The sequence below is a fragment of the Collinsella sp. AM20-15AC genome (assembly GCF_003471405.1).
GTDB lineage: Bacteria > Actinomycetota > Coriobacteriia > Coriobacteriales > Coriobacteriaceae > Collinsella.
In genome coordinates this window covers 22,708-39,097 of record NZ_QRJA01000022.1, presented here as the reverse complement: position 1 = coordinate 39,097, position 16,390 = coordinate 22,708, and the positions used below count along the sequence as shown (strand labels likewise).

Annotated in this window: 15 protein-coding genes; 7 read left to right on the top strand and 8 right to left on the bottom strand. The window is 60.7% G+C overall.

Going from position 1 to position 16,390, the window contains the following annotated elements:
- Nucleotides 1-380 precede the first annotated feature (380 nt).
- Genes DW233_RS07895 through DW233_RS07880 form a run of 4 tightly spaced genes read left to right on the top strand, consistent with a single transcriptional unit; the run spans nt 381 to nt 6,979 of the window.
- The gene (locus tag DW233_RS07895; protein WP_199408098.1) at nt 381-1,031 is read left to right on the top strand and encodes a hypothetical protein; all 651 of its coding nucleotides are present in this window, start codon (nt 381-383) and stop codon (nt 1,029-1,031) included.
- Between the two features lies 1 nt (nt 1,032).
- Nucleotides 1,033-4,095, top strand: a complete 3,063-nt coding sequence (locus DW233_RS07890) for a type III restriction-modification system endonuclease (protein WP_032746259.1) — start codon at nt 1,033-1,035, stop codon at nt 4,093-4,095.
- Nucleotide 4,096: 1 nt separating this feature from the next.
- Complete coding sequence (locus DW233_RS07885; RefSeq protein ID WP_032746260.1) at nt 4,097-5,224, top strand: DUF4238 domain-containing protein; 1,128 nt, start codon at nt 4,097-4,099, stop codon at nt 5,222-5,224.
- A 51-nt stretch (nt 5,225-5,275) separates the two neighbouring features.
- A complete protein-coding gene (locus DW233_RS07880; protein WP_032746261.1) occupies nt 5,276-6,979 on the top strand; it encodes a DUF262 domain-containing protein in 1,704 nt (567 codons plus the stop codon).
- On the opposite strand, the gene DW233_RS07875 is transcribed toward DW233_RS07880, so the two are convergent.
- The 3 genes from DW233_RS07875 to DW233_RS07865 are packed head-to-tail and all read right to left on the bottom strand — an operon-like array spanning nt 6,976 to nt 8,688.
- Complete coding sequence (locus DW233_RS07875) at nt 6,976-7,407, bottom strand: hypothetical protein (RefSeq protein ID WP_233547968.1); 432 nt, start codon at nt 7,405-7,407, stop codon at nt 6,976-6,978. The two genes, DW233_RS07880 and DW233_RS07875, sit on opposite strands and share 4 nt — an antisense overlap.
- Nucleotides 7,408-7,412: 5 nt before the next feature.
- Nucleotides 7,413-8,483, bottom strand: a complete 1,071-nt coding sequence (locus DW233_RS07870) for a site-specific integrase (protein ID WP_118267646.1) — start codon at nt 8,481-8,483, stop codon at nt 7,413-7,415.
- A 1-nt stretch (nt 8,484) separates the two neighbouring features.
- Nucleotides 8,485-8,688 carry a hypothetical protein gene (locus tag DW233_RS07865; RefSeq protein ID WP_118267644.1) on the bottom strand — a complete coding sequence of 68 codons (204 nt, stop codon included), beginning with the start codon at nt 8,686-8,688 and terminating at the stop codon, nt 8,485-8,487.
- 140 nt (nt 8,689-8,828) lie between these two features.
- Between DW233_RS07865 and DW233_RS07860 the strand changes: the two genes are divergently transcribed.
- The gene (locus tag DW233_RS07860; RefSeq protein ID WP_022349661.1) at nt 8,829-9,242 is read left to right on the top strand and encodes a helix-turn-helix domain-containing protein; all 414 of its coding nucleotides are present in this window, start codon (nt 8,829-8,831) and stop codon (nt 9,240-9,242) included.
- 618 nt (nt 9,243-9,860) lie between these two features.
- Here DW233_RS07860 and guaA read toward each other — a convergent pair.
- Nucleotides 9,861-11,459, bottom strand: a complete 1,599-nt coding sequence (gene guaA / locus DW233_RS07855; RefSeq protein ID WP_118267642.1) for a glutamine-hydrolyzing GMP synthase — start codon at nt 11,457-11,459, stop codon at nt 9,861-9,863.
- Between the two features lie 267 nt (nt 11,460-11,726).
- On the opposite strand from guaA, the gene DW233_RS07850 reads away from it, so the two are divergent.
- On the top strand, nt 11,727-12,740 hold the full coding sequence (locus tag DW233_RS07850; RefSeq protein WP_118267640.1) for an asparaginase: 1,014 nt from the start codon (nt 11,727-11,729) through the stop codon (nt 12,738-12,740).
- Between the two features lie 22 nt (nt 12,741-12,762).
- On the opposite strand, the gene DW233_RS10610 is transcribed toward DW233_RS07850, so the two are convergent.
- Complete coding sequence (locus DW233_RS10610; protein WP_035136926.1) at nt 12,763-12,981, bottom strand: helix-turn-helix domain-containing protein; 219 nt, start codon at nt 12,979-12,981, stop codon at nt 12,763-12,765.
- A 76-nt stretch (nt 12,982-13,057) separates the two neighbouring features.
- On the opposite strand from DW233_RS10610, the gene DW233_RS07840 reads away from it, so the two are divergent.
- Nucleotides 13,058-13,447, top strand: a complete 390-nt coding sequence (locus DW233_RS07840) for a hypothetical protein (RefSeq protein ID WP_118267638.1) — start codon at nt 13,058-13,060, stop codon at nt 13,445-13,447.
- A 9-nt stretch (nt 13,448-13,456) separates the two neighbouring features.
- Here the strand turns inward: DW233_RS07840 and DW233_RS07835 are convergent, their stop codons facing one another.
- The 3 genes from DW233_RS07835 to DW233_RS07825 all read right to left on the bottom strand — a co-directional run bounded on the left by DW233_RS07835 (nt 13,457) and on the right by DW233_RS07825 (nt 16,296).
- Nucleotides 13,457-13,840: a DUF1648 domain-containing protein gene (locus DW233_RS07835; protein ID WP_118267636.1), complete on the bottom strand. Its 384-nt coding sequence runs from the start codon at nt 13,838-13,840 to the stop codon at nt 13,457-13,459.
- Between the two features lie 11 nt (nt 13,841-13,851).
- Nucleotides 13,852-14,928 carry a redox-regulated ATPase YchF gene (ychF, locus tag DW233_RS07830; protein WP_117655222.1) on the bottom strand — a complete coding sequence of 359 codons (1,077 nt, stop codon included), beginning with the start codon at nt 14,926-14,928 and terminating at the stop codon, nt 13,852-13,854.
- A gap of 114 nt (nt 14,929-15,042) precedes the next feature.
- The gene (locus tag DW233_RS07825; RefSeq protein ID WP_118267634.1) at nt 15,043-16,296 is read right to left on the bottom strand and encodes a 4Fe-4S binding protein; all 1,254 of its coding nucleotides are present in this window, start codon (nt 16,294-16,296) and stop codon (nt 15,043-15,045) included.
- Nucleotides 16,297-16,390 lie beyond the last annotated feature (94 nt).

Sequence of the window (16,390 nt, the reverse complement as noted above, 5' to 3'; positions counted from 1 at the left end):
GAATGGCCTATTTGCTCAATGTGTTCGGCTGAGATCGGAAATCAACCCCTTATATGTAACAATCATACCGGCTTCCTAACGTTCAGAATGGTTTCTACTGTCTGCTGCGGTGTTTGGTTGGAATTGTCCAGCCAAAAGCCGATCCGTGGTGTTGTCTGCATTTTACTAAATACAAATTCAATGTATACAGAAAGAAATATATAAGGAGTGGGAGGGATTCCGCCGTAGTCGGCATTGTAGGAAAATCCAAAAGTTTAGATTTTCTCAAAATGCTTATCTTTTGGTCTTTGGTTCGGAATAGTGTAGTGCTGGCGGTCTATCTATTGTTTTCGGTTGCTTGCTTCCTTACCGTACATGAGCATCTAAGCACGGGTGATATTGTGCTTGATTTTTTCTCAGGCTCAGCATCGACCGCCCATGCCATGTTCCTGCAGGAGCTCGGAAAAGATGATCGCTATCAGTTTATCCTTGTCCAGCTTCCAGAGCCTTGTGACCCGAAACGCGACGCCTACAAGGACGGGTATGAGACTCTCTGCGACATAGGCGAAGGACGCATTCGCCGCGCAGGCGACAAAATCAAAACCGAGCTCGAGGAATCCAACCGTCAACTCAAGCTTGGCGAGGGACCCAAGCAGCTTCCCGACATCGGCTTCCGTGTGTTCGAGCTCGATGAGTCCGGCATTGAGAAGCCCGAGCCCGGTCAGCTCCTCTTCGACGTGGTCAAGCCCGATCGCTCCGATATGGATATCGTCTTCGAGATGATGCTCAAATGGGGCCTCGAGCTCACGCTGCCCGTCGAGAAGTCTGAAGCCGCGGGCTATCCCATCTGGTCCGTCGCTTGCGACGAGCTCGTCTGCTGCATGTCCCGAGGCCTCACCATTGAGGCGCTCGAGGCCATCGCCGACATGGAGCCCAGGCGCGTTCTCATCCTCGATTCCGTCCTCGACGACACCCTCAAGCTCAACGCCGTGCAGATCTTCAAGCACGCCGGCGAGCGCATGGGCTGTGAGATCGAATTGAGGACGGTCTAGCATGGCGGCGCTCGAGTTCAAGTTCTCATCCGACCAGCAGCACCAGCTGGAGGCCATCGAAGCAACCTGCGACCTGTTCCGCGGACAACAATTTATTGGCAGCGTATTCTCCGCCGATTCCGGCCGCAAAGGCCAGACGGCAATCGGCGAGCTCATGGTCGGCCACGGCAACGAGCTTCGCGTGGCGCCGGGCCAGCTCCTCGACAACCTGCACGCCGTGCAGGAGGAGGGCTGCCTCCCGGCAACCGACGTCCTCACCGATGGGCGCCTGCGAGACTTCACCGTCGAGATGGAGACCGGCACCGGCAAGACCTACGTCTACATCCGCTCCATCTACGAGCTAAACCGCCGCTACGGCATCACCAAGTTCGTTATCGTCGTGCCGAGCGTGGCCATCCGCGAGGGCGTCCTCAAGAGCCTCCAGACCACCCGCAGGCACTTCGAGACGCTCTACGACCGCACGCCGCTCGACTACTTCGTGTACGACTCGAAGGACATGGGGCCGGTGGGTAACTTCGCCACGTCGAGCTCCATCCAGGTCATGGTCATCAACATCGACGCGTTCAACAAGGGCCTCGAGAAGGATGGCACCGCGAAGGAGGGCAACCTCTTCCACCGTCCCAGCGAGAAGCTCACCGGCGGCTTCAGCCCTCGCGAGCTCGTGAGCGCCTGCAAGCCCGTCGTCATCATCGACGAGCCCCAGAGCGTCGACAACACCAAGCAGGCCAAGGCCGCCATCAAGAGCCTGAACCCGCTGTTCGTGCTGCGCTACTCGGCCACGCACAAGCAGGCCTACAACATGATCTACCGCCTCACGCCGGTCGACGCCTTCGAGCGCCACCTGGTGAAGGGCATCTGCGTGGACTCGATCAAGGCCGAGGCGAACCTCAACGGCGCGTACGTGAGGCTCGAGTCCGTCAAGTCCGACCCGTTCTCCGCCAAGGTGTCCATCGACGTGCGCCAGGCCGACGGCACGCAGAAGCGCAAGGCCGTCACGGTGAAGACCGGCAACGACCTCTACCAGAAGAGCGGCGAGAACAGCGACTACGAGAGCGGCTGGGTGGTCAACAACATCGGCGCCGCAGTGGGCGACGAGTTCATAGAGTTCCAGAACGGCGAGGTGCTCGAGCTCGGCGAGGCGCTGGGCGACGTCAACGAGGAGGTCGTCAAGCGCGCGCAGATCCGCCGCACCATCGAGGACCACCTGGCCCGCCAGTTCGAGCTGTGGCCGCGCGGCGTGAAGGTGCTCTCGCTCTTCTTCATCGACCGCGTCGACCGATACCGCGTCTACGAGCCCGAAGTCCACGGCGGCCTGTACGCCCTGATGTTTGAGGAGGAGTACGCAGGTGCCCTGAACTCGAAGGCGCCTCGTCGCATCGCAAAGGCGGCGGGGATCGGCAAGGGCACGTGGCTCGAGTGCTACGAAGCCGTCGGCGCCCCGCTGGTGCGCGACCCCCACGCCGTGCACCAGGGATACTTCGCCAAGGACAAGAAGGGCAAGTTCAAGGACTCCAAGGGAGCCGCCGGCACCGCCGACGACGCCGGGGCCTTCGAGCTCATCATGCAGAAGAAGGAGACGCTCATCTCCTTCCCGGACGGCAAGGACGCGGACAAGGACGTCTCTTTCGTCTTCAGCCACTCCGCGCTCAAGGAGGGCTGGGACAACCCCAACGTGTTCCAGATCTGCACGCTCGTCGAGACAAAGGACAACCTGACCAAGCGCCAGAAGATCGGCCGCGGTCTGCGCCTGTGCGTGAACCAGGATGGCGAGCGCCTGTACGACCCAGAGGCGAACGTGCTCACCGTCATCGCGAACGAGAGCTACGACGACTTCGCCAACGGCCTGCAGAAGGAGCTTGAGGCTGAGGACTTCAAGTTCGGCGTCATCACTCCGGAGAGCTTCACGAAGGTCACGGTCAAGGGCGATGATGGCGTCGAGGAGCGCCTGGGCTACGAGAAGTCCAAGCAGGTCTACGACCACCTCGTCGCGACCGGCATGGTCGACGGCAAGGGCGCGGTGACGCCCGAGCTGAAGGCGGCCGCCGAGGAGGGCAAGGTCGAGCTCCCCGCCGAGCTCGAGCCTGCCAAGGAGCAGGTCGAGGCGATCATCATCCACAAGTCCCAGAGGGTCCAGATCCGTGACAAGGCCAAGGAGGTCTCGGTCGAGCTGCAGAAGGACGTCACGCTCGACCCTGCGTTCCAGGCCCTGTGGGACCGCATCCGCCAGCGCACGCGCTTCCAGGTCGAGGTCGACTCCGGCAAGCTCATCGAGCATGCCATCGAAGCTGTCGACGGCATGCTCGCCGTGCGCCCGCCCCAGGTGACGAGCGAGCGTGCCTCGCTGGGCATCGACGACGCGGGCGTGAGCGCCGAGGGCACGGGCACCTCCGTGGTGTCCGTTTCGGGAAAGGTGAAATACGACCTTCCCGACCCGATCGCAGAGCTGCAGGACGCCGTCGGGCTCACCCGCGGCACCATCAAGGCGATCCTCGAGGGCTGCAGCCGCCTCGACGAGTTCGAGATCGACCCCGCGACCTTCCTCGCGCAGGTCGGCGACAAGATCAACCGCGTGAAGAACGACCTCATCGCCCAGGGCATCAAGTACGTGCGCCTTCCCGAGGACGAGTGGTACACCATGCGCGACCTCGAGCTTGACGACTACACGGCCTACCTTGGGCAGAACGCGTGGAAGCCGGACATGACGAGCAAGAGCCTGTACAACTACGTGGTCTACGACTCGGCGGGGGTCGAGCGCTCCTTTGCCGAGGCTCTAGACAAGCAGGAGGAGGTTCTCGTGTTCGCGAAATTGCCCTCGGCGTTCAAGATCGACACGCCGCTCGGCAGTTACAACCCCGACTGGGCGTACGTCGAGGAGGCCGACGGCGAGCGCCGCGTGTACTTCGTGACCGAGACCAAGGGCGGCAAGAACGGCGAGCCCGCCCTGCGCGACGCGGAGAAGATCAAGATCGGCTGCGCCAAGAAGCACTTCGAGGCGCTGGACCTCGGAAACGACTTCCATTACAACGTGCGCACGACCTACCAATACGAGGCGGTGAAGGCTTAGGATGTCGAAGCTGCCCGGAAAGATGACGCGAAAGCAGCACTGGGTGCCGCGGTTCTACCTGCGCCATTTCGCGGATTCCTCCGGGCAGCTTCATGCCTACAGCAGACAGAAGGGCTCCTTCTTCCGCACGAATTGCGAGAACCTTTGCAGCATGCGCGATCTTTATGAGGTCGAGCATGCCGATGCGACAGGCGATGCGACAGACAGATTCTATGCGCAGAACCTCATCGAGGTTAAGCTATCTGAGCTCGAGAGCCGCATCGCGCCGCTTTACGATCGCTTTTTGGAACGCCAGAAAGAAGACCAGTGCGAAGACGAAGGGTATTCTGATGGGAAAGCCGCCGTTTGCGAGCTGGCAGCAAATATCATCGTCCGGCACCCTATCAGTATGCGCGTCGACAAGAAATGGTCACGCGAGACTGCCGAAGAGCTGCTCAGAAACGTTCATCTGACACCCTATGAGCTCGGCTTGCTCGATTGGTCGGATTGGCGCGGGGATTCCCAAGCGGTGGTCGAGCTTGCCGCCGCCGCAACCATGCTCTTCTCCAACGATGATATTGTGCCAGTTAACCGTATTCGAAAGGCTTTTTTTGAGAAGAGCTTCTCCATCCTTAGGGCACCCGTCGGCTCAGGGTTCGTTACGACGTCGATGCCTATGTTCATCATCGGGCCCGAGGACGACTCGTACGATTTTCATCTCGCGTATATGCCGTTGAGCAGTGAGTATGCTGCGGTCTTTTCAGATGACCCTCTATTTCCGCCGTTTGCGAGACTCGGTTTTTCGGGCGTCGAGTTCATGAACCGACTTCTTCTGCTTAACTGCGAGCATTGGGATGTCGCCATATCGAGGGGAAGCGGCCCGCTCGAGCACGCGGTACGCGATTGGAGTCAAGCGAACAGTGCCGAATTCATGCACGAGATGTTCACGCGCGACGGCAGGGAGCTATCCCTCGACGCCGTGATCTACGACCGCTCGAAGGAGAAGGAGCAGACGATGCTCGACGCCATCGACCGCGGCTGCCTTGAGGGCGGCTACCTCGATGACGAGGACCTGCGCATCATCTTCGAGCACCTTCTGGGGAGAAGACGGCAAGGACCGGGAACATTAAAGGGTCAAGCAGCGTATTGATAAAATTGACCCCGCCAGCAATAACCGCAAAGGATAGATAGGGCTTTAAGGATGGATGCAGGAAAAGCAACGATAAGCGGCGTGTTCAACGGATCGCGCCTGCTCGAAATACCTTTTTACCAAAGGGCGTACGTCTGGGGAGAAGAGCAATGGGAGCGTTTCCTCGGCGACATGGAGTTCGTCACGGCCTCGAAGCGGCCCTATTTCCTGGGCTCCATCATCCTGAAGCAGGCCTCCTCCGGCAACACCTGGTCCGAGGTCTCCGAGGTTCGCACCGTCATCGACGGCCAGCAGCGACTCACGACCATGGTCATCTTCTTCAAGGCACTCTGTGCAAAAAACGGCACCAACAATTTGTTTGAGCGAGATTTCGTCCTGGAGACCGGCCAAATCGCCCTAAGACACGGCAAGTACGACCGGCAGGATTTCGAGAGGGTCGTCAGCGCCACGGACTGCGAGCCCATCGAGGGCACCTCGGCCATCATCCGCGCCTACAACTACTTCCTCAAGAATATCGACCCAGAGAGGGTCGACAGGAACACGATCAAGTCGAACGTCCAGTTCGTCTGCATCGACCTTACCGAGGGCGAGGACGAGCAGCAGATATTCGACACCATCAACTCGCTCGGGGTGCGCCTGACGACGGCGGAGCTCCTCAAGAACTACTTCTTCAACCGCGAGAACGAGCAGGCGTTCAAGGAGTGCTGGGAAGACGTCTTCGAGCCCACGGCTGAGAAGAGGGAGTATTGGGAGCAGGAGATCGTTACCGGGCGCATCAAGCGCACGCTCGTCGACCTCTTCTTCGACGCGTTCCTCCAGATTCTGGTCCAGGACAAGAGGCGTGGCGTCACGACCGAGGACAAGCTCTTCTATTCGCGCACGTCCAACCTCTTCCAGTCCTACAAGGATTTCATCGGCAGGTACTGCAACGGCGACAAGGTCGAGATTCTCGACAACATGAAGGCGTATGCCGAGGCGTTCGAGTCCACGTTCGACCCTGGCTACTGCGACGCGGACATCCCCTCCGCCCCCGGCATCGAGCGCCTGAACGTGCTGATATTCGGCCTCAAGAACTCGACGCTCATCCCGTACGTGCTCTACGTTCGCAAGAACGCGGAGTCTTCGGGCGAGGAATCCGAGGTCTTCGCCCTGCTTGAGACCTACATCATCCGCCGAACGCTGGTTCAGGCGACCACGAAGAACTACAACAGGCTGTTCACCTCGCTGATCCTGAACGAGGTGAAGGACGCGGAGGCGCTGAGGAAGGCTCTCGAAGCCAATGACGAGGCGACGACATACATGCCCGGCGACGCCGAGGTTCGAGCGGCATTCGAGGAATCGTGTCTGTACAACCTCCAGTCCAAGGGCGTCCTCTATCTGCTGGAAAGCGCCATTCGCCCAGGCATGAGCAGCACAGCCCTGCTCGGATTCAACCAGTACACCCTCGAGCACATGATGCCCAAGAAGTGGCGCAACAAATGGGGAGCCCTCGACGATGAGGCTGCCACGCGAAGGGACCGGAAGCTCCTCACGCTCGGCAACCTCGCCATCATCACGCATTCGCTCAACGCCTCCATCCGCGATGCCGATTGGCCCACCAAGAAGCAGGGAAAGGGATACAAGGACGGCCTTGCCCTCTGCGCCGCCGGCCTTGCGACCATGGCCGGCGCCCTAGAGAAGGAGTCTTGGAACGAGGGCGATATCGCCGATCGCGCCGAATGGCTTGCGGACAAGGCGTTGGAGGTCTGGCGCTAGGCCCTACCTGCGTCCCATCTCGAAGATGCTTGCGGTGTCGGAACCCGCATCGATGACGGATGGAACCGGCTCTTCCAAAACGTAGTTCGTGGCGATGTCTCTTCCGTCGGCGCGTCAAGAGGCTCGCCGAGCGCTAGGAAGAACCTCATCACGTGCTCAATTCTCTGTTGCAGGGACTCGCTCAGCTCGCCGTAGGAGGCCGCCAGCCGCACCTCCTTGGCCAATTCCGCCATCGAGTCCCTCAGTGCCTTCTGCACGCTCACGGAGGGCCTCACCTCGACCTGGGTATCGGTGAGCTTGGCGATGATGTAGTCCTGCCTGTTCATGCCGCTCCAGGCTGCCATCTCGCATATGAGCTTGCGCTCCTCGGGCGTGCAGCGGAACGCCATCGTCTTGCTGCGCTTGCGGGCGCTGTTCTCGCACGGCATCCTTCTTACCCCCTCGCCCCGTCGAGCGCGGCGGCCATCTCGTCCTGCTTCGTGGGGAACAGGTGCGCGTAGCGGTAGGTGATGTCCACCGCCTCGTGGCCCATGCGCTCGGCGATGGCCAGCGCGGAGAAGCCCATCTCTATCAGCAGGCTCACATGGCTGTGGCGTATGTCGTGTATGCGGATGCGCTTCACGCCCGACGCCTTGCACCCGCGCTCCATCTCGTGGGCCAGGAAGTGCTTGGTCACGGCGAACAGGCGCTCGTCGGGGGCGACGTCGTCGCGCATCTCGATGAAGTCCACCATCTCGTCGCGCAGGAAGGCGGGCATGACGATCGTGCGCACGGACTTGGGCGTCTTGGGGTCGGTCACGGTGTCAACGCCGTTGAGGCTCTGGTACGACTTGTTGATGCGCAGCCGCGAGCTCTCCAGCATGAAGTCGGACGGCGTGAGCGCCAGGAGCTCGCCGCAGCGTATGCCCGTCCAGTAAAGCAGCTCGAAGGCGTGGAATGAGAGAGGCTTGTCCATGACGGCCTCGCTGAACCTCAGGTACTCGTCCTTGGTCCAGAACTGCATCTCGCCGCCCTTCTTCGAGCCTATCTTGTCGACCCTGCGCACCGGGTTGTCGCTGAGGCCGTAGTAGCGCTCGGCGTGGTTGAAGATGGCGTTGAGCTGGTTGTTCACTGTGCGCAGGTACGTCGGTGCCCAGGGCTTCCCGTCGGCGTCCCGGTGCTCGGTGAGCTCGTTTTGCCACCTGATGACGTCGATCGGCCTCACGTCGCACATGCGCATGTCCCCGAAGAACGGCACGAGCTTGTCGTTGATGATGTACTCCTTGGTGATCCACGTGTGCTCGCGTATGCGCGGCTTCACCTCGGAGGCGTACACCTCGACGAACTCGGAGAACGTCATGTCCATGGCCCCGCCGTTAAGGCTCTTGAACTGGCTCTCCCACACTGCGGCCTCCACCTCGGAGGAGAAGCCGCGCTTCGTCTTGTGGCGCTTCGAGCCGCGGGCGTCGCGGTAGTAGCACTGCACGTAGAACGTGCCGTTGCCGTCGTCCTTGTACACGGGCATGTCAGTCCACCTCCGGGAAGTACAGGGCGTCGAAGACGTCGCTTCGAACGCGCCCGCGGATGACCGCGCGCCCGCGCGCCTCCTGCTCGGCGTTTATCTTCCTGATCACCTCGTAGGCGCTGCCTTTCTTGATCCTCAGCAGCTCCGCGACCTCGTCGGCGTCCAGCATGTGCGGCCTCGGCGTCTTCGCCACCTTCTCGTCCATGGCTCCTCCAATCAATGGCGTACGGATACGTACGGTTCACAGATTCAGAGTAAACGTACATATCTGTACTGTCAATAGAATTGCGTACATTTGCGTACGCTGATAAGATGTGCTGGTACGTAATTCCAGGAGGAGGGCTCATGTCCGTAGGCGAGAACATAAGGCGGTACCGCAAGTCGCGCGGCATGACGCAGGCGCAGCTCGCCGAGGCGGTCGGCCTGACCGAGGGGGCCGTGCGCCACTACGAGAGCGGCATCCGCGCCGTGAAGCCCGAGCTGCTCGAGTCCATCTCCGCGGCGCTCGGCGTGTCCGTCAACGCCCTCAAGGATTACGGCGTCGAGACTGCGGGCGACCTCATGTCGCTGCTCGTGCGGCTCGAGGACTCCTTCGGCATCGTGCCCGCAGCCGACGGCACGGGCCTCTCCCTGAACCCCAAGGCGCCGCACGCGCCCAAAGCCGCGATGGCGATCGAACTGTGGGCAGAGAAGCGCGCGCAGCTCGAAAACGGCAAGATCGACGCCGACGAATACGAGGACTGGAAAGCCTCGCTGTAGCGGCTCTCCGCATTTCGCGATCAACGCAACCGAATCAGGACGGTGGACCAGGCGGCGAGCGCCGCTCGGGCCTGCGTAAGCTGAGTTTTTACTCCCCATTGCATGCCAAGGCATTTCCGGCGCACCTGGGGAGTAAATGACGCGGTGGCTTACACGGCGGCACGCGGCAGTACGCCGCGGCATTTCCCCTGGTTACTCCCGTTTTCATTGAGGCGGCGAGATTCTTTACTCCCCATTAACCACCTGGGAAAACGCTGTGAGAAGACCGCCGAAAAGCCTATTGAGTTCGATTTGAGTTTCACAGGCCCCGAAACGGCCCCGTTTGGCTCTCGGAGACAAAAATCGCGCGTCTACTCACTTGGGATGAATCCTTACTCCCGTTCCTCCGAATGCCGCACCGTGCCTTGCCGTCTTGAAACACGGGGGAGTAAATTGCGAAATCGCAGGTGAAAGGGAGTAAAACGACAAAGAAAAAGCCTCCGTCCCAACGCGGGAACGGAGGCTCGGTTATCGTATTTACTCACCAACATCGCTGGCGGCTTTGCCATGACTCTCGTACGAAACGAAACTCAGCGGCACAGTGCGGCACTCAAAAATGCAGGTCAGAACCCTATCAGCCTACTCCCACTCGATCGTCGCGGGCGGCTTGGACGTGATGTCGTAGCAGACGCGGTTGGCGCCAGGGACCTCGGCAACGATGCGGCCGGAGATGCGGGCCAGGACGTCGTAGGGCAGCTTGGCCCAGTCGGCGGTCATGGCGTCGCTGGACTCCACGGCGCGCAAGATGATCGGGCGCTGATAGGTGCGCTCGTCGCCCATAACGCCAACGGACTTGATGTCGGGCAGGACTGCAAAATACTGCCAGCAGCTGTGCTCGGAGTTGCGCTCGCCGGTCTGCTCAAACAGACGCTGGTTGTAGGCGTCGAGCTCCTCGCGCACGATGGCGTCGGCGTTCTTGAGGATCTCGAGCTTCTCCTTGTCGACCGCGCCGATGATGCGGATGGCAAGGCCCGGGCCCGGGAAGGGCTGGCGGAACACGATGTGGCCCGGCAGACCGAGCGCAAGGCCAAGCGCGCGGACCTCGTCCTTAAAGAAGTGATCGAGCGGCTCGATAAGGTCGAAGTGCACGCCCTCGGGGAACGGAATCAGGTTGTGGTGGCTCTTGATGGTGGCCGTCTTGCCGCCCGTCTTGCGAGCGCCGGACTCGATGATGTCGGGGTAGATGGTGCCCTGAGCCAGGTACTTGACCGGCTTGCCGTCGCACTCGAGCTGCTGCGCCACGGCGAAGAACTCTTTCCAGAACTGCGTGCCGATGATGCGGCGCTTCTCCTCGGGCTCGGTCACGCCGGCCAGAAGCTCGGCATAACGGTCCTCAGCGTGGACGTGGATAAAGTCGACGTCAAACTGCTTGGTGAAGACCTCCTCCACCTGCTCGGGCTCACCCTTGCGCAGCAGACCGTGGTTGATGAACACGCAGGTCATCTGCTTGCCCACGGCGCGGGCGCCCAGCGCAGCCACGACGGAGGAGTCGACGCCACCGGACAGGGCCAGAATCACGCGGTCGTCGCCGACCTTCTCGCGGAACTCAGCCGTCATGGTCTCGACCAGGTTGTCCATGCTCCAGTTGGGCTCCAGGCCGCAGATCTCAAACAGGAAGTTGCTCAGCAGCTGCTGACCGTACTCGGAGTGCTTGACCTCGGGGTGGAACTGCGTGGTGAAAATCTTGCGCTCGACGCACTCCATGGCGGCAACCGGGCACACGTCGGTGCTGGCGGTAACGGTAAAGCCCTCGGGCACCTCGGACACGGCATCGCGATGGCTCATCCACACGGTCTGCTCCATGGGCGTGGAGTTAAAGAGCTTGGCACCGGCCGTGCGAGCGATGGTGGCGCGGCCGTACTCGCCCACCTCGGAGTGGCCGACCTTGCCGCCGAGCGTCACGGCCGTGATCTGATGGCCGTAGCAAAAGCCCAGGACGGGAAGGCCCAGGTCAAAGATGGCGGGATCGATGGACGGAGCGTCCTCGGCGTACACGGAGGCCGGGCCGCCGGAAAGGATGAGCGCAGAGGCGTTCATCTCGCGAATCTCGTCGGCCGAGATGTCGCAGGGAACGATCTCGGAATACACGTTGAGGTCGCGGACGCGACGGGCAATGAGCTGACCGTACTGCGCACCAAAGTCGAGTACGAGGACCTTTGCGGAAGCCTTTTGATCCATGGTTTCCCCCTCTTGTTGGCGGGGAGCCGGTGCCCACCCGCGTGAATGAACGAAAATAACTTTCATAGTGTACACGTTATATGGGGTTTCTCGTCCCTCGCAGCCATCAGCGCACGGCAAACGCACGACCGGGGCCCTATTTGACGGCGATTGAAGTATTACCAAACGTTACAGATGATGTAATACGTTTGAACATTGGACGCCCTGTGCCACAATACTGCCGAACGACTCCGCCTCTGCGGCGGCAAATACGATAGGAATACCAGCATGAAGCGCATCCTTCTCATCGCCACGGGCGGCACCATCGCATCGACCGAGGACGGCAATGGCCTCTCCCCCGCCCTGACCGGTGAGGAGCTCGCCCAGAGCGTCCCCGAGATCTCGGGCCTCTGCGAGCTCGACGTCGTGCAGCCCATGAACATCGACAGCACCAATATGCGCCCCAGTGACTGGATGCGTATCCGCGACGTCATCGTCGAGGGTTATGCCGACCACGACGGCTTCGTGATTCTGCACGGCACCGACACCATGAGCTACACCGCGGCAGCGCTTTCCTACCTGATTCAGGACAGCCCCAAGCCCATCGTGCTCACCGGCTCGCAAAAGCCCATGGGCAATCCCTTTACCGACGCCAAGCTCAACCTGTACCAGAGCCTGCTCTTTGCGCTCGACGAGCACTCGCACGATGTATCGATTGTGTTTGGTGGCGTCGCCATTGCCGGCACGCGCGCCCGTAAGCAGCGTACCATGAGCTTTAACGCGTTCATTAGCGTCAACTATCCGCCCATTGCCTATATCCGCAACGACCGCATCGTTCGCAACGGACTCCATGGCACTCACCAGAACGAGAACCCGGTTCGTTTCTACGACAGCATCGACCCGCGCGTATTTGTACTCAAGCTTACGCCCGGCGTAAACCCGAGTATCCTGGACGCCCTTGCCGATAGCTACGACGCCGTGATTCTGGAGACCTTTGGCATTGGCGGTATTCCCGAGTTTGGCGAGTCCGGCGAGTCATTCCAGGAGACAATTTTCCGCTGGGTCGATTCGGGCCGCACCGTCGTTATGACCACGCAGGTCCCCGAAGAGGGCCTCGATCTGGGCGTTTATGAGGTCGGCCGTGCCTACGCCGACCATCCGGGTATTTTGCGCGGCGATGATATGACCACCGAGACGCTCGTGGCCAAAACCATGTGGGCACTCGGCCAGTCACGCGATGCCGCCGAGATCCAGCGCCTGTTCTACAGCCAAGTCAACCACGACCGCATCCCGATGGCCTAATTCAGTTGTCGACGGGTATTCCCTATTCGATACCCTCGAGAAGCTCTGACACCGTCATGCCAAGGGCGGGCGCGATCTTAAATAGAACCTTGAGCGTGAAATTTGCCGTCCCATCTTCGATTCGGTCGAGGTAGGGTCGGCTGATTCCTGTCGCCACACAAAAATCAACCTTGGAGATACCAAGGTCCCTGCGCGTCTCTTCGACCCGCCTGCCAAGAATCTGTTTAGCACGTTCGTCCATGCAGACGAGTTTGAAATGGAGCCGAACATAAACGTAAACTATAGTTTACGTTTTGCCGAATACACAGGAGTTTTCTATGTCGGGTTCTTCGGTCCGCACGTACCGAGCCACGCTTCGCACAAACAGCGCACCGCCCAAGCTCGTCGTCGTTGAAGCAGAATGTCTTTCGCCCGATGAGCGCACAGCATTTGCATTGCTATCAAGTCGCGTCGCCGCCGTTCTGGTCCCTTGCCCGGCGCAAGGCGAACTTGCCATCCAATGCCAAGCGCACAGCTGCTCGCTCAATCAGGCTGCCGTAATCGCAACCAGCCAACGCGGCCTGCCGCTCCTTTTAGAAGCCGGTATCGCACTCGCCCTCCGCGGCTCCGGATACGAAAACGAGGCCGCCGCCGATATGGTCTTTAAACCACGATCGAGCGGCGGCCTCGCAGCAGCCATTGAATATGCGTGCAGGCTCGTTGCCTAAAAGGACAAGCTAGAAACCAAAACCAAAGCCCGTTCCGGTAATCGCCGAGTACATAAAGTAGACGTTGATCACGTTGAGGAACACACCCGTGATGCAACCGTTGCGCAGGTAGCGCTCGCACACGATGCGCGCCATGGCGGCGGAGTCATCATTGTTTTTAGCCTGGCGTCCCGCCGTAAAGTACGTCATCACGCTTAGCAGCAGGTTGAGCACCGGCAGTGCCAGCAGCTCGTAGCTCTTGCCCCAGCGCGTCGCCTCGCCGGCGGCATTAAACTTCGTCGCCACCTCGGGACCAATGTTGGGGATAACACACGCTGCAACCACCAGCGGAATCACCGCAAGCACGAGCAACGCAATACCCATGTAGCCAGCTTTTTTGCCGTATTTAAACATATGCGTCGTCCTTACACGTTAAAGCGGAAGTGCACGACGTCGCCATCGGCCATGACATACTCTTTGCCCTCGATACGCAGCTTGCCGGCGGCCTTGGCGCCCTGCTCGCCACCGAGCTCGATGTAGTCGTCGTAGCCAATGACCTCGGCCTTAATAAAGCCGCGCTCAAAGTCGGTGTGGATGACACCGGCAGCCTGCGGAGCGGTCGCACCCTGACGCACCGTCCAGGCCTTGACCTCCATCTCGCCAGCCGTAAAGAACGACTGCAGGCCGAGCAGCTTGTAGGCTGCCTGCGCGAGCACGTCCAGACCGGGCTGCTCCAGGCCCAGGCTCTCCAGGTAGTCGGCGGCGTCCTCGGGATCGAGCTCGGAAAGCTCGGCCTCGATCTTGGCGCAGATCGGCAGCGGCTTGACGCCGTCGATGGGCGCCAGGTCGTCGTTGAGCATATCCTCGTCCACGTTGGCCACATACAGGATGGGCTTCATGGTGAGCAGGAACAGACCCTTGGCGGCAGCACGCTCCTCGTCGGTCATCTCCATGGACGCGGCGCGCTTACCCTCGTTGAGCCAGGCGAGTAGGCGCTTGGCGACCTCGAACTTGGGCATGAGCTCCTTGTCGCGCTTGGCCTCCTTCTCGAGCTTGGGCAGTTGCTTCTCGAGCGTACCCATGTCGGCCAGGATGAGCTCGGTCATGATGGTGTCGGCGTCACCGGCGGGGTCGACGAACTCGCCGGTGCGGCCCACTTCGCGCATAACGTTGGGATCCTTAAAGTAGCGAACGACCTCGCAGATGGCGTCGGTCTCGCGGATGTTTGCCAAGAACTGGTTGCCCAGACCCTCGCCCTCGTTAGCGCCCTTCACCAGACCTGCGATGTCGACGAACTCGACCGTTGCCGGCACAATGCGGCCGGGGTTGACGATGTCGGCGAGCTTTTGCAGGCGGCTATCGGGCACGTCGACGATACCCACGTTGGGGTCGATCGTGGCAAACGGGTAGTTGGCGGCAAGGCCGGTCTTTTTGGTAAGCGCGGTGAACAGCGTCGACTTGCCTACGTTGGGCAGGCCCACGATACCGATGGAAAGGGACACAACAGCTCCTTTTGGTACAGGTACTTCAAACTGCATAAGTATAGCGCCGCCGTGGCATCTGGGCGAACCCGGACGCCACGGCGGCGCAAATGAAGCAGAGATAGGGGTCGCTGACTAGTCTGCGAGCTTTTCCACCTGATCGAGCATCTTATCGAGCTTGGCCTTTGCCTCGGCCTTGACCTTCTCGGCCTCCTCGTGAGCCTTCGCCTTCTGGGCGGCCTTTTCCTCGGCCTCGGGATCGACGACGACCAGATTGGACGCATCGTGTTCGACCAGCTTGAGCGCATGCTCGGGACAAACCTTGACGCAGGCTCCGCAACCCAAACAATACGTGGACTCCAGTGCAAAGCGGCCGCTTCCCACCAAATCGCAGGCGGACGTGGGGCACGCGTTAACGCACTCGCCGCACGACGTGCACTTGTCAAAATCGCATTCCGGCGTGCTCACCTGCATGTTCTGGGCAAGCTCGGGGTGGTTTTGCAGCGTCGAGAGCACCAGCTGTCGTCCATGCGTGAGCGAGCGGCGACGCTTGGTCGTCGTGGTGCCGCACATGGTGTTGAGCGTGCGCTCCAGCTGGGTGATCTGATGGCGATGGGCTTTGAGCTTCTGCGTCACCGAGGCCAGCGCCGCCGTCGCCGGGTTGAGCTTGGTCACCGTCAGGCCCGTGGTGCGGGCGATCTTTTCCATGTATTCCTTGCGCTCGTACTCGCGGCGCTTATGGCATTTGAGGCTCTTGGGGTCGACCTCCAGGCCCATACCCGTACCAGCCCATTCCTCGGCCTTCGCAATCGCCTCGCCCAGCATGTCCTCGCCACCGGTGTTGCGGCATTTATCGCACACGCCCAGCGGCAGATACACACTCACGTTGGGATAGTCGGCCAGCACCGAGAACCAGGTCTCGGCTGTAATATCGCCCACGCAGGCAACGACGACCTCGTTCTCGCGCGGCATGCGCTTAAGGGCGCGCGTGCAGGTAACGTAGGCGGTCTCGTGACTTGTAGCCGCCGAGACAATGTCGTCATACAGGTTTTTGGGCGCCAGGCGCGGCGAGATGATCGCCTCAGTCGGACAGGCAGCGGCGCACAGGCCACACTTGCGACAGGAATCGAGGATCTCGATGGCATCTTCCTCGACCTCGATGGCGCTGACCGGACACACGTCCATGCACGCGGTGCAGCCACTCTTTTCGTTTTTGCAGGTCAAGCACGGAATGGTGTTGCCGCGCGGACGCTCCTTGTAGTCGGCAGGATTCCACTGCGGCGCCGACGGATCGAGCGCATCGGTCACACCGCCAAGCGGGTTTTTGAGAAAGTCGAAACCCTTGCTGATCTCGATAATGTCATCAAACAGATCGTGTTCCTGCGCCATGCGCGGCCCCTCCCTGAGCAGTGCAAACAAGCAAGAGATAATAATACGCTATCGGTCCACACCTCGGGCAAATTTCACGCGGCGCATCTTTGCG

What these genes read in the sequence shown, in the direction of transcription:
- DW233_RS07870 (WP_118267646.1), bottom strand. Translation starts at nt 8,483, where the DNA reads ATGCCCGTGTACAAGGACGACGGCAACGGCACGTTCTACGTGCAGTGC.
- DW233_RS07850 (WP_118267640.1), top strand. Translation starts at nt 11,727, where the DNA reads ATGAAGCGCATCCTTCTCATCGCCACGGGCGGCACCATCGCATCGACC.
- DW233_RS07835 (WP_118267636.1), bottom strand. Translation starts at nt 13,840, where the DNA reads ATGTTTAAATACGGCAAAAAAGCTGGCTACATGGGTATTGCGTTGCTC.
- DW233_RS07840 (WP_118267638.1), top strand. Translation starts at nt 13,058, where the DNA reads ATGTCGGGTTCTTCGGTCCGCACGTACCGAGCCACGCTTCGCACAAAC.
- guaA (WP_118267642.1), bottom strand. Translation starts at nt 11,459, where the DNA reads ATGGATCAAAAGGCTTCCGCAAAGGTCCTCGTACTCGACTTTGGTGCG.
- DW233_RS07825 (WP_118267634.1), bottom strand. Translation starts at nt 16,296, where the DNA reads ATGGCGCAGGAACACGATCTGTTTGATGACATTATCGAGATCAGCAAG.
- DW233_RS07875 (WP_233547968.1), bottom strand. Translation starts at nt 7,407, where the DNA reads ATGCCGTGCGAGAACAGCGCCCGCAAGCGCAGCAAGACGATGGCGTTC.
- DW233_RS07865 (WP_118267644.1), bottom strand. Translation starts at nt 8,688, where the DNA reads ATGGACGAGAAGGTGGCGAAGACGCCGAGGCCGCACATGCTGGACGCC.
- DW233_RS07890 (WP_032746259.1), top strand. Translation starts at nt 1,033, where the DNA reads ATGGCGGCGCTCGAGTTCAAGTTCTCATCCGACCAGCAGCACCAGCTG.
- DW233_RS07860 (WP_022349661.1), top strand. Translation starts at nt 8,829, where the DNA reads ATGTCCGTAGGCGAGAACATAAGGCGGTACCGCAAGTCGCGCGGCATG.
- DW233_RS10610 (WP_035136926.1), bottom strand. Translation starts at nt 12,981, where the DNA reads ATGGACGAACGTGCTAAACAGATTCTTGGCAGGCGGGTCGAAGAGACG.
- DW233_RS07885 (WP_032746260.1), top strand. Translation starts at nt 4,097, where the DNA reads ATGTCGAAGCTGCCCGGAAAGATGACGCGAAAGCAGCACTGGGTGCCG.
- DW233_RS07880 (WP_032746261.1), top strand. Translation starts at nt 5,276, where the DNA reads ATGGATGCAGGAAAAGCAACGATAAGCGGCGTGTTCAACGGATCGCGC.